At 54.4% G+C, this 18049-nt stretch carries 14 protein-coding genes and 1 pseudogene; 10 read left to right on the top strand and 5 right to left on the bottom strand.

The window, feature by feature from the left end; genetic code table 11:
- The first annotated feature begins 36 nt into the window (after positions 1-36).
- Positions 37-1635, top strand: coding sequence for an ABC transporter substrate-binding protein (locus ACN9MQ_RS11715; protein WP_426021045.1), 1599 nt, complete (start codon positions 37-39; stop codon positions 1633-1635).
- Positions 1636-1686: 51 nt separating this feature from the next.
- Positions 1687-1920, top strand: coding sequence for a YdcY family protein (locus ACN9MQ_RS11710; protein ID WP_059305726.1), 234 nt, complete (start codon positions 1687-1689; stop codon positions 1918-1920).
- A gap of 14 nt (positions 1921-1934) precedes the next feature.
- Here ACN9MQ_RS11710 and ACN9MQ_RS11705 read toward each other — a convergent pair whose 3' ends face one another.
- Entirely contained in the window at positions 1935-2384 is a 450-nt protein-coding gene (locus tag ACN9MQ_RS11705) for a DMT family transporter (protein ID WP_014170257.1), read from the bottom strand.
- The gene (locus tag ACN9MQ_RS11700) at positions 2381-2899 is read right to left on the bottom strand and encodes a GNAT family N-acetyltransferase (RefSeq protein WP_020884028.1); all 519 of its coding nucleotides are present in this window, start codon (positions 2897-2899) and stop codon (positions 2381-2383) included. Before ACN9MQ_RS11700 ends, ACN9MQ_RS11705 begins: the two co-directional genes overlap by 4 nt.
- Positions 2900-3049: 150 nt before the next feature.
- Between ACN9MQ_RS11700 and ACN9MQ_RS11695 the strand changes: the two genes are divergently transcribed.
- The 3 genes from ACN9MQ_RS11695 to ACN9MQ_RS11685 all read left to right on the top strand — a co-directional run bounded on the left by ACN9MQ_RS11695 (position 3050) and on the right by ACN9MQ_RS11685 (position 5653).
- On the top strand, positions 3050-3625 hold the full coding sequence (locus ACN9MQ_RS11695) for a helix-turn-helix domain-containing protein (protein WP_426021046.1): 576 nt from the start codon (positions 3050-3052) through the stop codon (positions 3623-3625).
- Between the two features lie 65 nt (positions 3626-3690).
- Positions 3691-4731 (top strand): NADP-dependent oxidoreductase, encoded by a 1041-nt coding sequence (locus ACN9MQ_RS11690; protein ID WP_426021047.1) that lies wholly within the window; start codon positions 3691-3693, stop codon positions 4729-4731.
- A 253-nt stretch (positions 4732-4984) separates the two neighbouring features.
- Positions 4985-5653 (top strand): GntR family transcriptional regulator, encoded by a 669-nt coding sequence (locus ACN9MQ_RS11685; protein WP_020884031.1) that lies wholly within the window; start codon positions 4985-4987, stop codon positions 5651-5653.
- A 133-nt stretch (positions 5654-5786) separates the two neighbouring features.
- Here ACN9MQ_RS11685 and pqqU read toward each other — a convergent pair whose 3' ends face one another.
- A complete protein-coding gene (pqqU, locus tag ACN9MQ_RS11680; RefSeq protein WP_426021048.1) occupies positions 5787-7901 on the bottom strand; it encodes a TonB-dependent receptor PqqU in 2115 nt (704 codons plus the stop codon).
- Between the two features lie 241 nt (positions 7902-8142).
- On the opposite strand from pqqU, the gene ACN9MQ_RS11675 reads away from it, so the two are divergent.
- A complete protein-coding gene (locus tag ACN9MQ_RS11675; RefSeq protein WP_032680940.1) occupies positions 8143-9204 on the top strand; it encodes a YncE family protein in 1062 nt (353 codons plus the stop codon).
- 71 nt (positions 9205-9275) lie between these two features.
- On the opposite strand, the gene ansP is transcribed toward ACN9MQ_RS11675, so the two are convergent.
- Positions 9276-10772, bottom strand: a complete 1497-nt coding sequence (ansP, locus tag ACN9MQ_RS11670; RefSeq protein ID WP_020884034.1) for an L-asparagine permease — start codon at positions 10770-10772, stop codon at positions 9276-9278.
- 347 nt (positions 10773-11119) lie between these two features.
- Positions 11120-12655, bottom strand: a complete 1536-nt coding sequence (locus tag ACN9MQ_RS11665; RefSeq protein ID WP_426021049.1) for a methyl-accepting chemotaxis protein — start codon at positions 12653-12655, stop codon at positions 11120-11122.
- 342 nt (positions 12656-12997) lie between these two features.
- On the opposite strand from ACN9MQ_RS11665, the gene ACN9MQ_RS11660 reads away from it, so the two are divergent.
- The 4 genes and pseudogenes from ACN9MQ_RS11660 to ACN9MQ_RS11645 all read left to right on the top strand — a co-directional run bounded on the left by ACN9MQ_RS11660 (position 12998) and on the right by ACN9MQ_RS11645 (position 18047).
- Positions 12998-13537 carry an AAA family ATPase gene (locus ACN9MQ_RS11660; RefSeq protein ID WP_421513972.1) on the top strand — a complete coding sequence of 180 codons (540 nt, stop codon included), beginning with the start codon at positions 12998-13000 and terminating at the stop codon, positions 13535-13537.
- 110 nt (positions 13538-13647) lie between these two features.
- The gene (locus ACN9MQ_RS11655; RefSeq protein ID WP_047356439.1) at positions 13648-14667 is read left to right on the top strand and encodes an LLM class flavin-dependent oxidoreductase; all 1020 of its coding nucleotides are present in this window, start codon (positions 13648-13650) and stop codon (positions 14665-14667) included.
- Positions 14646-15767, top strand: coding sequence for an amidohydrolase (locus ACN9MQ_RS11650; protein WP_079230998.1), 1122 nt, complete (start codon positions 14646-14648; stop codon positions 15765-15767). Before ACN9MQ_RS11655 ends, ACN9MQ_RS11650 begins: the two co-directional genes overlap by 22 nt.
- A 16-nt stretch (positions 15768-15783) precedes the next feature.
- Positions 15784-18047: pseudogene (locus ACN9MQ_RS11645) on the top strand (NtaA/DmoA family FMN-dependent monooxygenase).
- Positions 18048-18049: the final 2 nt, after the last annotated feature.

Raw genomic sequence — 18049 nt, 5'->3', positions numbered from 1 at the left:
ACAGTCCAATATAATAAAACTGCCAGGGTTATAACCATGTCTACAGGGAAAACGCTGCTCGCCCTCGCGCTGAGCACTCTCTTACCAGCAGGTGCCGCATGGGCGGCGAATAATGACACCATCATTTATTGCTCTGAAGCATCACCGGAGTCTTTCAACCCGCAGATCGCCAGCTCGGGCCCGTCATTCGTGGCCAGCTCTCAGGTCCTGTATAACCGCCTGATCAATTTCGACCCGGTGAAAAACACCCCGGTACCGTCGCTGGCAGAGTCCTGGACAATTTCCCCGGACGGTAAGACTTATACCTTTACGCTGCGTAAAGGGGTCAAGTTCAACAGCAATAAATACTTCAAGCCGACCCGTGATTTTAATGCGGATGACGTTATTTTTTCCGTCATGCGTCAGAAAGACCCTAAGCATCCTTATCACAATGTCTCGCAGGGTAATTATGAATACTTTAATGACGTAGGTCTGGACAAGCTGATTCAGGACGTCAAAAAGGTTGATGATTATCACGTGCAGTTTACGCTGAACGAACCAAACGCCGCATTCCTTGCTGACTGGGGGATGGATTTCGCCTCTATTCTTTCCGCTGAATACGCTGACGCGATGCTGAAAAAAGGGACGCCTGAGAATGTCGATACCTGGCCGATTGGTACCGGGCCGTACGTTCTGCAGCAGTACAAAGTGGATTCGCTGATCCGCTACATCGCTAACCCGAACTACTGGGAAGGTGCGGTTCCGACGAAACACCTTATTTTCTCCATCACGCCAAACGTAGAAACGCGTCTGGCGAAGCTGCAGACCAACGAATGCCAGATTATTCCTGCGCCGTCACCGGTTCAGTTTGATGTTATTAACAAAAATAAAGACCTGAAGCTGCACGCCGTGGAGGCGTTGAACGTGGGGTATCTGGCGTTCAATACCGAGAAAAAACCGTTTGATAACGTGCTGGTGCGTCAGGCCCTTAACTATGCGACGGACAAAAAAGCCATCGTGAATGCGGTCTTTATGGGTTCCGGTACGGTGGCGAAATCACCCATTCCGCCGAATATGCTGGGCTTTAATAACGATCTGAAGGACTACAGCTACGATCCTGAAAAAGCGAAAGCTTTGTTGAAACAGGCCGGTCTGGAGAAGGGCGCGGACGTGACGCTGTGGTCAATGCCTGTGCAGCGTCCGTATAACCCTAACTCGAAGCGTATTGCGGAGATGATCCAGAGCGACTGGGCAAAAGTCGGCGTGAAGGCCAAAATTGTCTCTTACGAGTGGGGCGAGTATCTCTCCGGTATGCGTAAAGGGGAGCATGATTCCGCGCTGTTTGGCTGGATGTCCGATAACGGCGACCCGGATAACTTTGCTGATGTACTGCTGGGATGCGACAGCATCAAAACCGGATCGAACGCCGCGCGCTGGTGCGATAAGGGGTATGATGATCTGGTCAAGAAAGCCAAACTGACCAGCAACCCGGGTGAGCGTGCGAAACTCTACAGCCAGGCGCAGGAGATCTTCTATGCTCAGGCACCGTGGATTGCGCTGGCGAACGGCAAAACGTTCTACGCCACCCGCAGCAACGTAACGGGGTACAGCGTGAGCCTGATGGGCAGCGATTTCTCCAAAGCGAAACTGAACTGACTTTTTTCCCGGCAGGCACCGCGCCTGCCGGGCATCTGACAAGGAGTGACAATGTCACATTTAGATGAAGTTACCGCCCGTGTCGATACTGCCATCGAAGAGGGAGTGATTAGCCGAATGAATGAACTGCTGATCGAACTGAGCGATGACGCAGCGTTAAGCCGTGAAGATCGCTACAGTCAGCAGCAGCGTCTGCGTACCGCGATTGCACATCACGGTAAGCAACATAAAGAAGAGATGGACGCCCGTCAGGAATTGCTGACCAAAGGCGGTACGATTCTGTAGCGGTGAGCCGGGGGTCAGAACTGGCGTCTCGCAACCAGCCACGCCCCGACCACCAGCATTACGGCACCGCACACCGGGCCAATCAGCGCGCGCAAGGGGATGCCATTGCTTCTGAGTACATCCATTACCAGCCCGCCAATCAACTGGCTTGCCACCAGCACGGCGATGGTTGTCGCTGCGCCAACATTTTGATAGCCGCTGATACTGGCAAAAACAAAAAACGACCCTAACAGCCCCGGGATCAACGTCCACCAGCGGATCGTTGAGGCCAGCTCGCTAAATCCGGCGAAGCCCTGTTTTAGCAGCAGAATGCTGACAAACAGCACAATGCCAACCAGCGAATTCAGCAGCATCGCGATAAGAATGGTCGAGGAGGACTGAGTGATGCGCACCATTAAGGTGTTTTGCACCACCAGGCCAATTCCCGCCGCCACCAGAAAAGCCAGCGTCAGAGACTGATTCATGAGATAGCGTCCGGATCGCTGCGCTCATCAAGCTGCAACTGCATAAAGGTCAGATCCAGCCAGCGGCCAAACTTCGTGCCCACCTGCGGCATCTGGCCGGTGGTCACAAAACCGAGCGTCTCATGAAGATGAATAGAGGCCTGGTTTTGCGCCTCAATGCCCGCCACCATGACGTGTTTGCCGAGGGTCCGCGCTTCAATAATCAGCGCGTTCATCAGCGTGCGGCCAATACCTTTCCCCTGATGATCCGGATGAACGTAGACAGAATGCTCTACCGTATGCCGGAAACCGTCAAAGGCGCGCCAGTCGCCAAACGAGGCGTAGCCGGTGATAACGCCATTCTCTTCACTCACCAGCACCGGGTAGCCTGCGAGGGCACGCGCCTCAAACCAGGCAATGCGGTTATCCGTATCGACGGTTTTATCATTCCAGATCGCGGCAGTATGCAGCACCGCGTGGTTGTAAATCTCCCCAATAGCGGCGCAGTCTTCTTTGCAGGCATGACGAACGATCATGTTTGAACCTCTGAGTGTGTTGTTCACTATAGTATTACGTTGTGATTACGATATTACACAACTGTACAGACGGATGGCTATGACATAAGCCAGATTTTTTTGTTATCAAAACCACGTTGAAATGCCGTTCATACACTATAGTATGACGTCATGAATACTATGGCAGACACAATGAATCAAAGGATTAGCGCGCGAATTCGCCTTGAACGCGAGTCGCGAGGATGGTCATTAAGCGAGCTTGCTGACCGGGCCGGCGTCTCGCGCGCCATGATCCACAAAATAGAGCGCGGGGACAGCAGCCCGACGGCGACCTTGCTTGCGCGGTTATCCGGCGCGTTTGGCATCAGCATGTCAACGCTGATCGCCAGAGCCGAAATGCAGGAAGGAAAGCTGCTGCGTCTGGAAAACCAGCCCGTCTGGCGTGACCCTCAGACACACTACCTCCGCCGCCACGTTTCACCCCGCACCGATCTGCCCATCGATCTTGTTCAGGTTGAGCTGCCGGCGGGAAGCGATGTCCCTATGCCCGCCTCGTCGTATGCGCTGGCGCGCCAGCTTATCTGGCTGCAGTCTGGCGAACTGGTTTTCCAGGAGGGCGCTACCCGTCATGAAATGCACGCCGGTGATTGCCTGGAACTGGGGCCGCCCAACGACTGCCGGTTCATTAATGAGACGAATGAAACCTGTATCTATCTGGTTGTGCGGCTTAACCAGTCTGGCTCGTAAAGTTAAAGCGTTTACGCCGATCATGAGCCAGGCTCTAATGACATTTGTACCAGAAGGAGTTCCTGATGAATCAACCTGTTTCGCAAAATCGCCGCTGGGTTCTGGCTTCTCGTCCGCACGGTGCGCCGGTCGCGGAGAATTTTCGTCTGGAAGAGCAGCCTGTTCCTGAACCTCAGGCAGGACAGCTTTTGCTGCGCACGGTCTGGCTGTCGCTTGATCCTTACATGCGTGGGCGCATGAGTGATGCACCTTCCTATTCACCGCCAGTGGAAATTGGGGCGGTCATGGTGGGGGGAACGGTCAGCCGCGTGGAGCAGTCAAATCATCCGGACTATACGCCGGGTGAGTGGGTGCTGGGCTATAGCGGCTGGCAGGAGTATGCAATTTCAGACGGCAGCGGCCTGGTGAAACTGGGCGATAATATTTCTCACCCCTCGTGGGCGCTGGGCATTCTGGGTATGCCAGGGTTTACCGCCTATATGGGGCTACTGGACATCGGCCAGCCTAAAGCCGGTGAAACGCTGGTGGTTGCGGCGGCGACGGGGCCGGTTGGTGCGACAGTCGGGCAGATCGGTAAAATCAAAGGTTGCCGGGTGATCGGCGTTGCCGGTGGTGCAGAAAAATGCCGCCATGCCGTAGAGGTGCTCGGGTTTGACCAGTGCCTGGATCACCATGCCGATGACTTCGCGGCCCAGCTGGAAAAGGCCTGCCCGAAAGGGATTGATGTCTATTATGAAAACGTCGGCGGGAAAGTTTTTGACGCCGTGTTGCCCTTACTGAACACCTCGGCGCGCGTACCGGTATGTGGTCTGGTGAGCGGTTACAATGCGACGGGTCTGCCGGAAGGGCCGGATCGTTTGCCGTTATTGATGGCGACGATTCTGAAGAAACGGATTCGTATGCAGGGGTTTATCATCGCTCAGGACTACGGCCATCGCATCAAGGAGTTCCAGGATGAGATGGGGCGCTGGGTGCAGGAAGGCAAAATTCACTACCGTGAGCAGGTTACAGATGGCCTGGAGAATGCGCCTGATGCGCTGATTGGCCTTCTTGAAGGAAAAAACTTCGGCAAAGTCGTGATTCGCGTCGCGGGTGACAATAAATAATCTAAAATATGGCGGGGTTTCCCGCCATATTTATTTGTGAAGATACGATATATTGTCTTTAATTAACTGGACATGGCTTTTCGCGCCTTCCGTTCAGATGAGCACGAAAACGAAAAAAATAAATTTTGCATTTCTTGACATTTTTACAGACTTCCCATCACCAGGCATGACGATACAGGATATATCGGAACAGCGTCGTTTATAAAAAACGGCGTTTAAAAATAGCATTAAGTATTAGCTACAGGAATTGAACATGCTTGATTTGGACCATTTAGAAAAAGCGCAAAGGATCAGTCTTACCATGCAAGTCGAACTCAGTTTGAAAGGCGCGTTAATTACAGGCTCACTGAAACCTGGCGCTCGACTGATTACCAAAGAAATTGCTGATAAATTAGGAACCAGTATTACCCCGGTCCGCGAGGCGCTTTTGCGTCTGGTGTCGTCTGGGGCATTACACGCCACGCCGGCCCAGGCGTTTCTGGTTCCTGAGGTCACGCTTGAGCGTTATAACGAGATTAACGCCATCAGAAAACAGCTTGAGCCTATGGCGGTAGCTGCCGCCTGTCAGCATATGACGGAAAATAAGCTGGAGGTGTTGCGCAAGCTATCAGAGACATTCCATGAAGCCATGCGCAACGGGCACGTTCAGCAGGCGCTGCATGCTAATCGCATCTTTCGGTTTACGCTTTATCAGTACGCGGAAATGCCGACACTCAGCGCCTTAATTGAGCAGCTATGGGTGCGTATTGGACCTTGCATGAACTATCTGCATCAGGAGCTTAACGACATCAAGGTGTCGACTTATCACTACGCCGAGCTCCTGTCCGCGCTTGAGCGAAGAGATGTTGATGGCAGTCAGAAGGCGATAGAGACGTTGATTGACGAAGCGAACACGCTTTTACAGCGACAATATTTTAACTGAGAGATTATTTAGCAGAGCGACTATATCCTGCCGCGAATTATATTCCTGGTTAAATACTCCTGATGGCTTATTGCCATCAGGAGCGTTATTCCATTTATAAAAATAATATTAAGCAAAAAAGAATGCTTTTTGCTTACTCGAAGCGATAAGAGACTGACAGACCCACGCCGTAGTTACGGCCCGGTGCAGGTTCGTAATAACGCCCGTTGGATTCATTCACGATAACCGAACCGACATACTCTTTATCGAACAGGTTATCGACGCGACCAAAGACGTCCATTCCCCAGTTACCGTAGTTGAATTTATACCCGGTATTCAGCCCAACCACCGTGTAGGACGGGGCTTTCGCCGTGTTCTCGTCATCCGCCATGATATCGCTCATGTAGCGCACATCCGATCCCGCATACCAGCCTTCTTCCGGCTGCCAGCCAAACGAGGCATAACCCATGTTGCGGGCAATACCCGGCATACGGTTACCGTTACAGTCGCCGGTGCTGCACACGTTGGTACGATAGGTGGCGTCCAGATAGGTCCACGCCATTTTCAGCTTCCAGTTCTCAGCAAACTGCTGATCCAGGGAAACTTCAACCCCCTGACGACGGGTTTTACCGGCGTTTTTATAGCTGGTACGACCGCCAGCGCTGGCATCGACGACAATCTCATCATCCGTATCGGTGCGGAACAGCGCTGCCGTCAGCAGACCATTACCGATACGGGTTTTGCTGCCCACTTCATAGGTATTGTTCGTGGAAGGTTTCAGGCCAATGTTGAGGCCGCCCTGGTTATCCGCACGATAAGAGAGCTCATTGATGGTTGGCGTTTCAAACCCACGACCTGCCGCAGCATAGAGATTCCACGCATCGGTCACGGCATATTTCACCGAACCGGCCGGGAGCCACTTGTGATAGCTTGCGTCACCGCTGTCGTCTCCGTTGCCCGGGGTCACGTAATGGTCGTTGGAGTCAAACCAGACCGAGCTGTATCGGACGCCGGCATCCACGGAGAGTTTCTGCGTTAACTGCCAGCTGGTTTGCAGGTACGGGTCGACGTTCCACATCAGGTTACGTTCGTTACGACGTTTGTCACCCTTGACGCCGTACTCCGGCACGCCGTTGTTCATGACGAAGTTCTCGTATCCGCGACGATCTTCGCTCATGTTTTCGTAGTTCAGACCGGTGGTAAAGGTGACCGGAACCAGCAGTTCGCCATGGTGCGTCCAGCGGGTATCAATCCCCTGGTAATGGCGCTGCATATCAATCACGCCGCCGGAGTGGGAAGGTCTCAGCTGAGGCTGATAAGGAATTGACTGGTACTGCGTCATTTCACGTTCGCCGGCGTACATCATGACGCTGAGATCGTCCTGGGTGCTGAGCTGACGATCGTAGCGCAGGCCAGCCTGGGTCTGCTTGATGGTCTTACGCGTATTGTATTGATCGCCACGCGGAGACTGGCGAGGGTTGTCATGCCACTCCTGGGCACTCAGTCCACCCGGATCGTTGGCTTTCATGTCCACGCTGTTGAAAATCAGCGTCAGCTTGCTCACGTCATCAATACGAACACCCAGTTTAGCGTTGGCGAGATTCTTCCGCGCGCCGCTGTGGTCGCGATAACCTTTGGTCGTGAAACGGGTAGTGGACACGGTGTAGTCCACATCCCCGGCATGCGTCCCGTCACCCATCGCGCCGGTAGCTTTCATTCCATAGCGCCAGGTACCGTAACTGCCGTAATAGCTGCTGGCCTCAATGGTCGGCGGCTGCTGCCCGGTCTGGGTCGTCATGTTGATCACGCCGCCGGAGGCGTTGCCATAAAGGGCAGAGAAGGGGCCGCGCAGCACTTCTACGCTGTCCACGCTGGAGAGATCGATATTGGAGGTTTGTCCCTGTCCATCCGGCATGGTTGCCGGAATACCGTCGACATACATACGGATACCGCGCACGCCGAAGGTTGAGCGGGCACCAAACCCACGCATCGAAAGCTGGAGATCCTGAGCGTAATTCTGGCGGTTCTGGATCTGCAGCCCCGGCACGCTGCCAAGAGATTCAGAGAGGTTAATGCGTGGCGCAGCATGACGCATATCATCGCCATTCACGACGCTGACCGCCGCCGGGGTATCGAGCTCCGAGACGGTTTGCGGCGTGGCGCTGACGATCATGGTCTGTTCATCAGCACTCATCGCAGTGAGAGGCGCAGAGATAACAGGAACCAGCAGCAGTGGAAGCGTTGCCTTACGGGCAGAAATGATTTTCATGAAATAGACCGGTTATGGAAAAAACGTACCAAATGGAACATGTCCATATATGTTAAATCTTTTGTAAATCTTTTGAAAACTATAACCGCACATTGCGTTAATGAAAGGCCAGGGAGGAAAGAAAAACTCCACATTTAACTCATAAATGATTACTATTCTCATTATCAAGACGGCAATGCCATGACGTTGCCTGCCGGAAGTGATGTCAGCAGTAAACCCAGTGTTCAAAAAAGGAATTGTTATGTCTTTACGTCATCTGTGCTCGCCGCGCCTGAGTATGTCTCTGCTGTCAGGGGCGTTACTGTTTGCCGGAACCTTCCAGGTTCATGCTGCCGAAGAGATGTTGCGCAAAGCGGTCGGGAAAGGCGCATATGAAATGGCCGTGAGCCAGCAGGAGAATGCGCTGTGGGTCGCGACATCGCAGAGCCGCAAAACGGACAAAGGCGGGATTGTCTATCGCCTTGACCCGGTCACGCTGGACGTGACGCAGGTCATTCATAACGATCTCAAACCGTTCGGTGCCACCCTTGATAATGCCACCCAGACACTGTGGTTTGGTAACACCATCAACGGCGCGGTAACCGCGATTGATGCCAAAACAGGTGACGTGAAAGGGCGACTGGTGCTGGATAACCGTCAGCGCAGTGAAACCGTCAAACCGCTGCAGCCGCGCCAGCTGGTGGCCGATGACAGCACAAACACGGTTTACATCACCGGCGTAGGCCAGGAGAGCGCGATTTGGGTGGTGGATGGTGCAACGCTGAAGCTGAAAGAGACCATCGGCAGTACCGGTAAATTCAGCACCGGCCTGGCGCTGGATGCGAAGGCAAAACGTCTTTACACCACCAATGCTGATGGCGAACTGGTGACGATTGATACGGCAACCCACAAAATCCTCAGCCGTAAAAAAGTGCAGGACGACGGTAAGGAGCACTTCTACCTGAATCTGAGCCTGGATACCGCCGGACAGCGTGCGTTCTTAACCGACTCAAAGCAGCCGGAAGTGCTGGTGGTGAATCTGAAGGACGGCAGCGTCATCAAGAAAATTGCCGTGCCTGAATCGCTGGCCGTTCTGTTTAACCCGGCGCGCAACGAAGCGTATGTGACGCACCGTGAAGCGGGTAAGGTGAGCGTAATCGACGCGAAAACCTACAACGTTACCAAAACCTTCGACACCCCGGTCTATCCGAACAGTCTGGCGCTCTCTGCGGATGGGAAAACCCTGTATGTGACGGTAAAACAAAAATCGACCCGTCAGCAGGAAGCCACCCAGCCTGATGACGTGATTCGTATCACGCTCTAAGTTTCGCTCCTCAACACAAAGAAAAAGGGAAGGCGCAATGCCTTCCCTTTGTATTAACCAGCAGGTCGATATTAACGCGACGTCTCTTCAACCAGCGGGGCGTCGTGTTTGGCATCATCAGGATGAACCGGCGCCGTGCTGTGAATTTCTTGTACGCGTTTACGCACGCCAAACCAGCCGGCAATCAGCAATACGGCCAGCAGAGGAATGGTGGCAATCGTGTAGGTACCGTTCGGGTAATCAAACGCCATCAGCACCAGCACGCTGAACAGGAACAGCAGGGTGAGCCAGGAGGTCACCGGTGCGCCCGGCAGCTTAAAGCTGACTTCAGCGGCTTTGCCTTCTTTGATCGCTTTGCGCAGACGCATCTGGCAGACCACGATAAAGGCCCAGGAGGCGATGATGCCGAGCGCGGCAACGTTCAGCACGATTTCGAATACCTGAGACGGTACCAGGTAGTTCAGGAACACGCCGAAGACATACACCACCAGCGTCGCCAGAATGCCCGCGTAAGGCACATGCTGACGGCTCATCTTCGACATGAATTTCGGCGCCGAACCGCCCATCGACATGGAGCGCAGGATACGACCGGTAGAGTAAAGACCCGAGTTCAGACTGGAGAGCGCAGCCGTCAGCACCACGATATTCATGATGCTGCCAACATAAGGCACGCCCAGTTTAGAGAAGAAGGTCACAAACGGGCTTTGACCCGCCTGATAGGCGTTCCACGGCAGCAGCAGAACCAGCAGCACCACGGAACCAACATAAAAGAGACCGATACGCCAGATAACGCTGTTAATGGCTTTAGGTACCATGGTCTGTGGGTCTTTACATTCACCCGCCGCGGTGCCGACCAGCTCAATGGACGCGAAGGCGAACACCACACCCTGAACCAGTACCAGCGCAGGCAGCAGGCCATGCGGGAAGAAACCGCCGTTATCAGTGATCAGGTGGAAACCGGTGGCATTGCCATCGAGCGGTTTACCGCTACCGAGGAACACCGTACCCACGACCAGGAACACCACGATGGCCAGCACTTTTACCAGCGCGAACCAGAACTCCATCTCCGCGAACCACTTCACGCCGATCATGTTCATGGTGCCGACAATGGCCAGTGCGCCCAGCGCAAACACCCATTGTGGCACATCACCAAACGCGCCCCAGTAGTGCATGTAAAGCGCGACGGCGGTGATATCGACAATACCGGTCATTGCCCAGTTGACGAAGTACATCCATCCAGCAACGTAGGCCGCTTTTTCACCGAGGAATTCACGGGCGTAAGAGACAAAACTGCCGCTGGAAGGGCGATGCAGTACCAGTTCGCCCAATGCACGAAGAATGAAGAAAGAGAAGATCCCGCACACCAGATAGACCAGGGCGAGAGCCGGGCCAGCCATCTGCAGACGAGCGCCAGCACCTAAAAACAGACCCGTTCCGATAGCGCCGCCGATGGCGATCATTTGAACCTGACGGTTGCCCATCGCTTTGTGGTAGCCCTCTTCATGGGAGTTTAACCAGCGACGTTTAGCAGCGTGATGATCGGCTGCGCTTTTATTGCTTGTTTTCATTGAGTTACCTGTTTGCCTGTCTGAACCATTATCGTGATAGTCCTGCCTGGCAGAGTGCAATACAAACGATTGCTTCTGCGCAAACACATGTTGCCTTCCCAGTCATTCTGCGTATGGATAAGGCGAAACATGGCGAGGCATCCTACCTGCAATTCATAAGCGACGCAAAATATAACCGTGCCGAAAGTGATGCACGTCGAAGGAAATCGTGTGGTCAGAGCAGACGGGGATCACAACACGCTGAATAGCGGTGAGTTTTTAGACAAATCCATTAATGAAGTGGTGCTTTAATCATCAGTTTCGCTTAATGATTGCGCAAAGCAACCAGCGCATAACGGCGCCTTTGCTCAACCGCCAAAAACGGCAATCGCCTGTTGCAGGCGGGTCGTGCGCTGCGTCAGATGGTGTGCGGCGTCCGTCACGTTATCCACCATACCGGTATTGTTTTGGGTCATTGTACCGATGCGGGAGATGGACGCGTTAATCAGGGTCAGCGCCTGTGTTTGCTCCTGCGTGGCGTGGCCTATCTCCTTAATCAGAGAAGACATCTCCATGACATTGCCAATCATCACCGTGAGCTGCGATTCAGTTTGCTCGACCTTCTCCACGCCGGCGTTCACGCTGGAAACGTTTTTCTCTATAAGCGTTTTGATCTCTTTGGCCGCGGTGGCAGAGTGCTGGGCAAGGTTGCGGACTTCGGCCGCCACGACCGCAAAACCGCGTCCGGCATCACCCGCACGCGCCGCTTCAACGGCCGCGTTCAGCGCCAGAATATTGGTCTGGAAGGCGATACGATCGATGACGCTGATGATGTCGACGATCTGGCTGTTATCCTGCGACACGGACTGCATCATGCCGATAGTCTCTTTCATCATTGCTTCACCGCGGTGAGCGCTGGTGCGGGTGCGATCTGCCATCAGGATCGCGTCTTTCGCCGTTTCAGCCGTCTGCTGAACCGCGCTGGCAATTTCTTCCACGGCTGAGGCCGTTTGCTGCAGAAAGTCTGCGGTTTCTTCGGTACGCGTTTGTAATGCCATACCTTCTTTCGCCACCTGCTGGCTGATTGTACTTATACCGCTGATTTGCGCACCGACATCGTCCACCAGCGAATGGAGGTTCAGACCCGACTGATTCACCATGCGCATCATCAGGCCGATTTCATCGACGCGGTCAAAATGGTAATAGTCCGCTTTACGTCCTGAAACCACCCGCTGCATTTGCTGGACAATGGATTTAACCGGCTTCGCAATTTGCGCATGAAGATATACGGCCAGGGCAATAAATAGCAGAGCCAGACCTACAGACTCAACAATACGATCGGCAAATATAAACAGCTGCAGGCAGGCGAACAGGGCGGTTATCGCAATACCAAGATGGATCCTTTTACTGGTGCTGAGGCGTTTAAACAGCGACGCAAAAGAGAACAGACCGTGGCGAACAAACAGGCCCTTATAAAAGCGGTGATTTTTTAATTCATTATTGCGCACTTTCTCATACCGTTTTTCACTGACAGTAATCTCTTCACGTGAAGGAATATTCCGCACAGAAATATAGCCGGTTAACGTTTCATTCTGATAAACCGGGGTGACGTTTGCGCGCACCCAGTAGTGATCGCCGTTCTGGCGGCGGTTCTTGACCAGCCCCGTCCAGGTCTCACCCTGTTGCAGGGTAAACCACATGTCGCCAAACGCCTCGGCAGGCATGTCGGGGTGGCGAATAAGATTATGCGGCTCACCGAGAAGACTCTCTTCTTTATAGCCGCTGGCGTCAATAAAGGCAGAGTTCGCATAGGTAATATGGCTGTGCGTATTGGTGGTCGACATAAGCGTCGAACCTTCGTTAAGTAAATACTCGTTTTGTGTAACGGGAGTGTTATTCCGCATCAGTAACCCCATGGTCATATATCAATAAAAAAAGAGCCCGTTAAACATTCAGGCAAGTTTGAAAGGTTTGTTTTTATTTTTACTGTCGGCATATTCTCTACGAAAGTTATGCGTTCCGGAATACCCTGTATTTAGTATTTTTTATTTTTAAAATGCGACCGATGTAATAAAAATGAAAATATTTATCGATGCGTTTTTGTGGCGCCCTGCAAATAAACGCCATAAGGCAAATTAAAAGCGGGAGATCACTCTTCGACGTAAACTGACCCGCCGAAATAGCGTTTCGTTAACAAGATGAAAACGCTATGCTTTAAGGGTTTTTCTTCAACAGGGGGCAGCAGGGTGAAAGTAAATGTGATTGGCACCAGCGGGAGTGGAAAAAGCACTCTGGCGAAGCGTATCGCCGCAGAACTGGATATTCCTTACATTGAAATGGACCGACTTTACTGGTGTCCGGACTGGCAGGGCACACCGGACGCTATCTTGCTGGAAAAACTGGAGACGACGCTAAAGGCGTCAGCGGAGTGGGTGCTTGATGGCAACTATAACCGTACGCGTCCTGTGAAATGGCGAGACGTGGATCGGGTGGTGTGGGTGGATTATGGGTTCGCCCGAACCCTGTATCAGGCTGTCACCCGAGCGTTCAGGCGCGCCTGGCACAAACAGGAACTGTGGCCCGGTACGGGAAACTGTGAGAGTTTTCGTCGCGCATTCTTGAGCCGTGAGTCTATTATTATCTGGACAATCAAAACCTGGCGCAGCAACCGCGCACGTTATGTACGCGATATGGTAGATCCGCAATACGCCCATATTCATTTTGTCCGCATTACCCGCCGCAGTGAGGTGGAAAACCTCATTTCATCGCTTAAGTCACACGCGTAGCATGGATTTATATATCTGATTTCCGGCAAACCAAATGTAAATTAATTGTTTCTCAGAGGTGAAATACGCCTTTAATAATGACGACATGTTAAGTCAAACGAGAACGCAACATGTCCTGGCGAATCAGTATTCTGGATAAAAGCCCCATCGCTGAAAACGAAACGGCTGCCGATGCACTGGCGCGAACCCTGGCGCTGGCACAGCAGGCAGAAAATCTGGGCTATCACCGTTTCTGGATTGCCGAACACCACAACACGCCCCAGCTGGCCAGCCCTTCACCCGAACTGTTAATCGCCTGGATCCTCGGGCAAACCCGGCGTATCCGCGTGGGCTCTGGTGGCGTCATGCTCCAGCACTACAGCCCTTATAAAGTCGCAGAAAATTTCAACCTCCTGGCCGCGCTTGCTCCCGGACGCGTGGATCTGGGCGTCGGGAAAGCCCCAGGCGGCCTGCCGCTCTCCACCCGGGCGCTGCAACAGGGCCTCGATCAACAGCAAAAAGGCAGTTTTGCCGAACAGCTGACACAGCTTCATCACTGGATCCAGCCGGAAAATCAGTCGGTGGACGAGGCCGTTCGCGCGACGCCGCTGCCGCCGGTTCCGGCGCAGGGGTTCCTGCTGGGGGCCAGTACCGAAAGCGCGCTGCTGGCCGCGAAACTTGACTGGCATTTTGTCTTTGCTGCTCACCTGAATGGGGATCCGGCGCTGCTGCGTGAAGTCATCACCACCTGGCGTAACCACAGCGCCCGGGATGCGATTGTGGCGGTGCAGGTCATCGTCGCCCAGTCGCAGGCTGAGGCGGAGGCACTGGCACAACAGGTTGAAGTCTGGGGCGTCGAACTGGCAAATGGGCAGCGCGTCACCGTGGCCAGCGAAGAGCAGGCCTATGCCTTTGCCCGACAGGCGGGCAGCGAGCCGGTGCGCATTGCCCGTCGGGCACAGTCGCTGCTGGCGGGAACAGCCGAATCGGTGCTGGAACAGTTGAACGCCCTGCACGAAAAATGGGGCATTGATGAATTCATTATTGATACGCCCGTTGCGGATGGCGTAACGCGAATACAGTCCCTGCGTCTGCTGGCGCAGGCGAAGCTTAACAAGGAGGTCGCCGTATGCGTTTTGACGAACAACTGATTGCCTGGCGCCGGGAGCTGCACCAGAACCCGGAGCTGTCCGGCCAGGAGGTCGAAACGACCGCTCGCCTGCGTCAGTGGCTGACGAAGGCTGGCATTACGCCGCTGCCTTATGCGCTTCAGACCGGCGTGGTGGCCGAAATTGGCACGGGGAAAAAGCTGATTGCGCTGCGGGCCGATATTGACGCCTTGCCCATTGAAGAGCGCAGCGGCGTGCCGTTTAGTTCACAGCGTGCGGGTGTGATGCATGCCTGCGGACACGATATTCATACCAGTGTGATCCTCGGGGCGGCGTTAAAACTTAAAGAGCGTGAAGCGTCTTTAAACGGGCGCGTGCGGATCCTCTTTCAGCCGGCTGAAGAGAACTTTGGCGGCGCGAAAAGTATGGTGCGGGCCGGTGCCTTACGTGATGTCAGTGCCATCTTCGGGATGCATAACGAGCCGGGGCTGCCGGTCGGGGAATTTGCCACCCGCGGTGGGCCGTTCTACGCCAACGTCGACCGGTTTGTTATCCGAATTACCGGTAAAGGCGCGCATGCTGCACGTCCGCATGAAGGTAACGACGCCATCGTGCTGGCGAGCCAGCTGGTAACGGCGTTGCAGAGCGTTGCCAGCCGCAACGTCAACACGCTTGATTCCGTGGTGCTGAGCGTCACGCGCATTACCGGGGGCAATACCTGGAACGTCCTGCCGGAAAGCGTTGAACTGGAAGGCACGCTTCGCACCCACCGCGTGGAAGTGCAGCAGAATGTGAAAGCACGCGTCGGCGAAATTGCCGCCGGGTTTGCCAGCGCGTTTAGCGCGCAGATCGACATCACCTGGTACGCCGGGCCTACCGCGCTGGTCAATGACGCGCACTGGGCCGAATTTGCCACCGCCGTCGCCAGAGAGTCTGGGTATGAAACGCAGCACGCCGAGCTGCATATGGGCGGGGAAGATTTCGCGGTGTATCTGCAGCAGATCCCCGGGGCGTTTGTCAGCATCGGCAGCGCCAGTCCGTTCGGTTTACATCACCCGGCCTTCAACCCGGATGAAGCATTAATTGAGCCCGCTGCCCGCTATTTTGCACAGCTTGCGGAAAAAGCCCTGCAACACGTTTAATTCTGAAGAGGTGAATATGTCTGCAACCCGACAACTGCGGCTGGGAACCATTTTGCATGGTGCTTCTGGAAATATGTCTGCCTGGCGCCATCCGGCGGCGGTCGCCGATGCCAGCATTAATTTTGATTTTGTAAAAGCCACGGCGTTAAAAGCCGAAGAGGGGAAGCTTGATTTTTTATTCGTCGCCGACGGCCTCTATATTAACGAGAAATCCATTCCGCATTTCCTAAACCGGTTTGAGCCGTTAACGGTCTTGTCTGCACTGGCAAGTCTGACCTCGCGCCTCGGTCTGGTCGGCACCTTATCGACCTCCTACAGCGAACCGTTTACCGTGGCGCGCCAGTTTGCCAGCCTCGATCATTTGAGCAACGGACGCGCAGGCTGGAACGTGGTGACCTCACCGCTCGAGGGGTCGGCGAAAAACTTCTCGCGCGAGAAACACCCTGAACATGCGCTGCGCTACCGGATAGCGGATGAATACCTCGACGTGGTGAAAGGACTCTGGGATTCCTGGGAGGGGGATGCCTTTGTGCGCAACAAAGAGAGCGGGCAGTTCTTTGACCCGGCAAAACTGCATACGCTTGATCACCACGGCGATTTCTTCCAGGTGGCCGGTCCGCTCAATATTGGCCGCACGCCGCAGGGACGCCCGATTGTCTTTCAGGCAGGTGCATCGGACGACGGAAAAAAACTGGCTGCGAAACATGCTGACGCCATTTTTACCCATCATGAAACGTTAGAGGAAGCCAAAGCGTTTTATCGCGACGTGAAACACCAGCTTGAATCCAATGGCCGCAGGGCATCGGACTTACATATTTTTCAGGGTGTCAGCGTGATTGTTGGCAAGGACGCGGAGGACGTGGAGAACCAGTATCAGACAACCGCGGCTCTGGTGTCGATTAACGATGCCCTGAATTACCTCGGCCGTTATTTCGAACATCACGATTTCAGCCAGTACCCGCTCGACGAGCCGTTCCCGGACATCGGTGAACTGGGTAAAAACAGTTTTCGCAGCACGACCGATGAAATTAAGCGTAATGCTCGCGAACGCAACTTAACCCTGCGTCAGGTTGCACTCGAAGCGGCATCCCCGCGCCCGCGCTTTTCCGGTACGCCGGAGGAGGTGGCAGACGGTCTGCAGGGCTGGTTTGAGGCATTCGCCGCGGACGGTTTCATTATTCAGGGTGGAACGCCGGACACGTTCCCGCGTTTTGTTGACCAGGTTGTCCCGGTGTTACAGGCCCGCGGGTTATTCCGCACCGACTATCCCGGCACTACGCTGCGCGACAGTCTGGGTTTAGACGAACCGCAAAACCAGTTCACACAACAATAATAGAGAACCTCGCTATGCAGAAATCATCGCTTATTCTGGCGCTTGCGCTGGCCTTTTCCCCTGCCGTCTGGGCAGAGAATGTGAACATTAACGGTACTGGCGTGAGCCTGGAAGCCAACAAAACGCCCGTCAACACCGCCAAAAACAGCGACGCCATCGCGCAACTGCCGAAAGATTATCGCTTCGCCGTGCCGGGCAAATTCACCGTGGCGGTTGCCGCGCTTAACTCACCGCCGCTGACCGTTTTTTCCGACGACAATAAAACGCTGCTCGGAAGCGAGGTGGACGTTGCCCGTCTGGTGGCCGACAGCCTTGGGCTGGAGCTGAACGTGGTGCCAACCTCCTGGGAGGACTGGCCTCTCGGCGTCGCCTCCGGGAAGTACGATGCGGCGATCAGCAACATCACCGTGACCAGAGAGCGCAAAGAGAAGTTTGATTTTGCCACTTACCGTAAAGATTCCCTCGGCTTCTATGTGAAATCGACCAGCCCGATTACCTCGCTGCAGAAGGCGGAGGACATCGCCGGGCTGCGCATCATCGTAGGTTCCGGGACCAACCAGGAGGCTATCCTGCTGGCGTGGAATGCGCAGAACGTGAAGAAAGGCCTGAAGCCGTTTACCCCGATCTACACCAAAGACGATGCATCACAAACCCTGTCTCTCCAGTCAGGCCGCGCAGATGCGTTCTTTGGCCCGAACGTGACTGGCGCATGGAAAGCGGCGCTGACCGGGAAAACGAAACGGGTTGGGATTGTCGACGGCGGCTGGCCGAAGGCGGCGCACATTGCGGTGACGCTGAAAAAAGGCAGCGGCCTGGTCGAGCCGGTACAGACTGCACTTAACGGGGTCATCAAAAACGGCGATTACGACAAAGTGCTGAACCGCTGGGGGGAAGGGGTAGAACGTATCCCTCAATCAGAAGTGAACCCGGCAGGACTGGGTGACTAAGG

Origin of the sequence: Enterobacter sp. R-25 (assembly GCF_049913205.1) — a bacterium.
Taxonomy (GTDB): domain Bacteria; phylum Pseudomonadota; class Gammaproteobacteria; order Enterobacterales; family Enterobacteriaceae; genus Enterobacter; species Enterobacter ludwigii.
The sequence above is the reverse complement of the archived record's forward strand: the minus strand, read 5'-3'. Positions and strand labels throughout refer to the sequence as shown.

Excerpts from the sequence above, each read along its gene's own strand:
- ACN9MQ_RS11715 (WP_426021045.1), top strand. The coding sequence starts at position 37 with ATGTCTACAGGGAAAACGCTGCTCGCCCTCGCGCTGAGCACTCTCTTA.
- ACN9MQ_RS11710 (WP_059305726.1), top strand. The coding sequence starts at position 1,687 with ATGTCACATTTAGATGAAGTTACCGCCCGTGTCGATACTGCCATCGAA.
- ACN9MQ_RS11705 (WP_014170257.1), bottom strand. The coding sequence starts at position 2,384 with ATGAATCAGTCTCTGACGCTGGCTTTTCTGGTGGCGGCGGGAATTGGC.
- ACN9MQ_RS11700 (WP_020884028.1), bottom strand. The coding sequence starts at position 2,899 with ATGATCGTTCGTCATGCCTGCAAAGAAGACTGCGCCGCTATTGGGGAG.
- ACN9MQ_RS11695 (WP_426021046.1), top strand. The coding sequence starts at position 3,050 with ATGAATACTATGGCAGACACAATGAATCAAAGGATTAGCGCGCGAATT.
- ACN9MQ_RS11690 (WP_426021047.1), top strand. The coding sequence starts at position 3,691 with ATGAATCAACCTGTTTCGCAAAATCGCCGCTGGGTTCTGGCTTCTCGT.
- ACN9MQ_RS11685 (WP_020884031.1), top strand. The coding sequence starts at position 4,985 with ATGCTTGATTTGGACCATTTAGAAAAAGCGCAAAGGATCAGTCTTACC.
- pqqU (WP_426021048.1), bottom strand. The coding sequence starts at position 7,901 with ATGAAAATCATTTCTGCCCGTAAGGCAACGCTTCCACTGCTGCTGGTT.
- ACN9MQ_RS11675 (WP_032680940.1), top strand. The coding sequence starts at position 8,143 with ATGTCTTTACGTCATCTGTGCTCGCCGCGCCTGAGTATGTCTCTGCTG.
- ansP (WP_020884034.1), bottom strand. The coding sequence starts at position 10,772 with ATGAAAACAAGCAATAAAAGCGCAGCCGATCATCACGCTGCTAAACGT.
- ACN9MQ_RS11665 (WP_426021049.1), bottom strand. The coding sequence starts at position 12,655 with ATGCGGAATAACACTCCCGTTACACAAAACGAGTATTTACTTAACGAA.
- ACN9MQ_RS11655 (WP_047356439.1), top strand. The coding sequence starts at position 13,648 with ATGTCCTGGCGAATCAGTATTCTGGATAAAAGCCCCATCGCTGAAAAC.
- ACN9MQ_RS11650 (WP_079230998.1), top strand. The coding sequence starts at position 14,646 with ATGCGTTTTGACGAACAACTGATTGCCTGGCGCCGGGAGCTGCACCAG.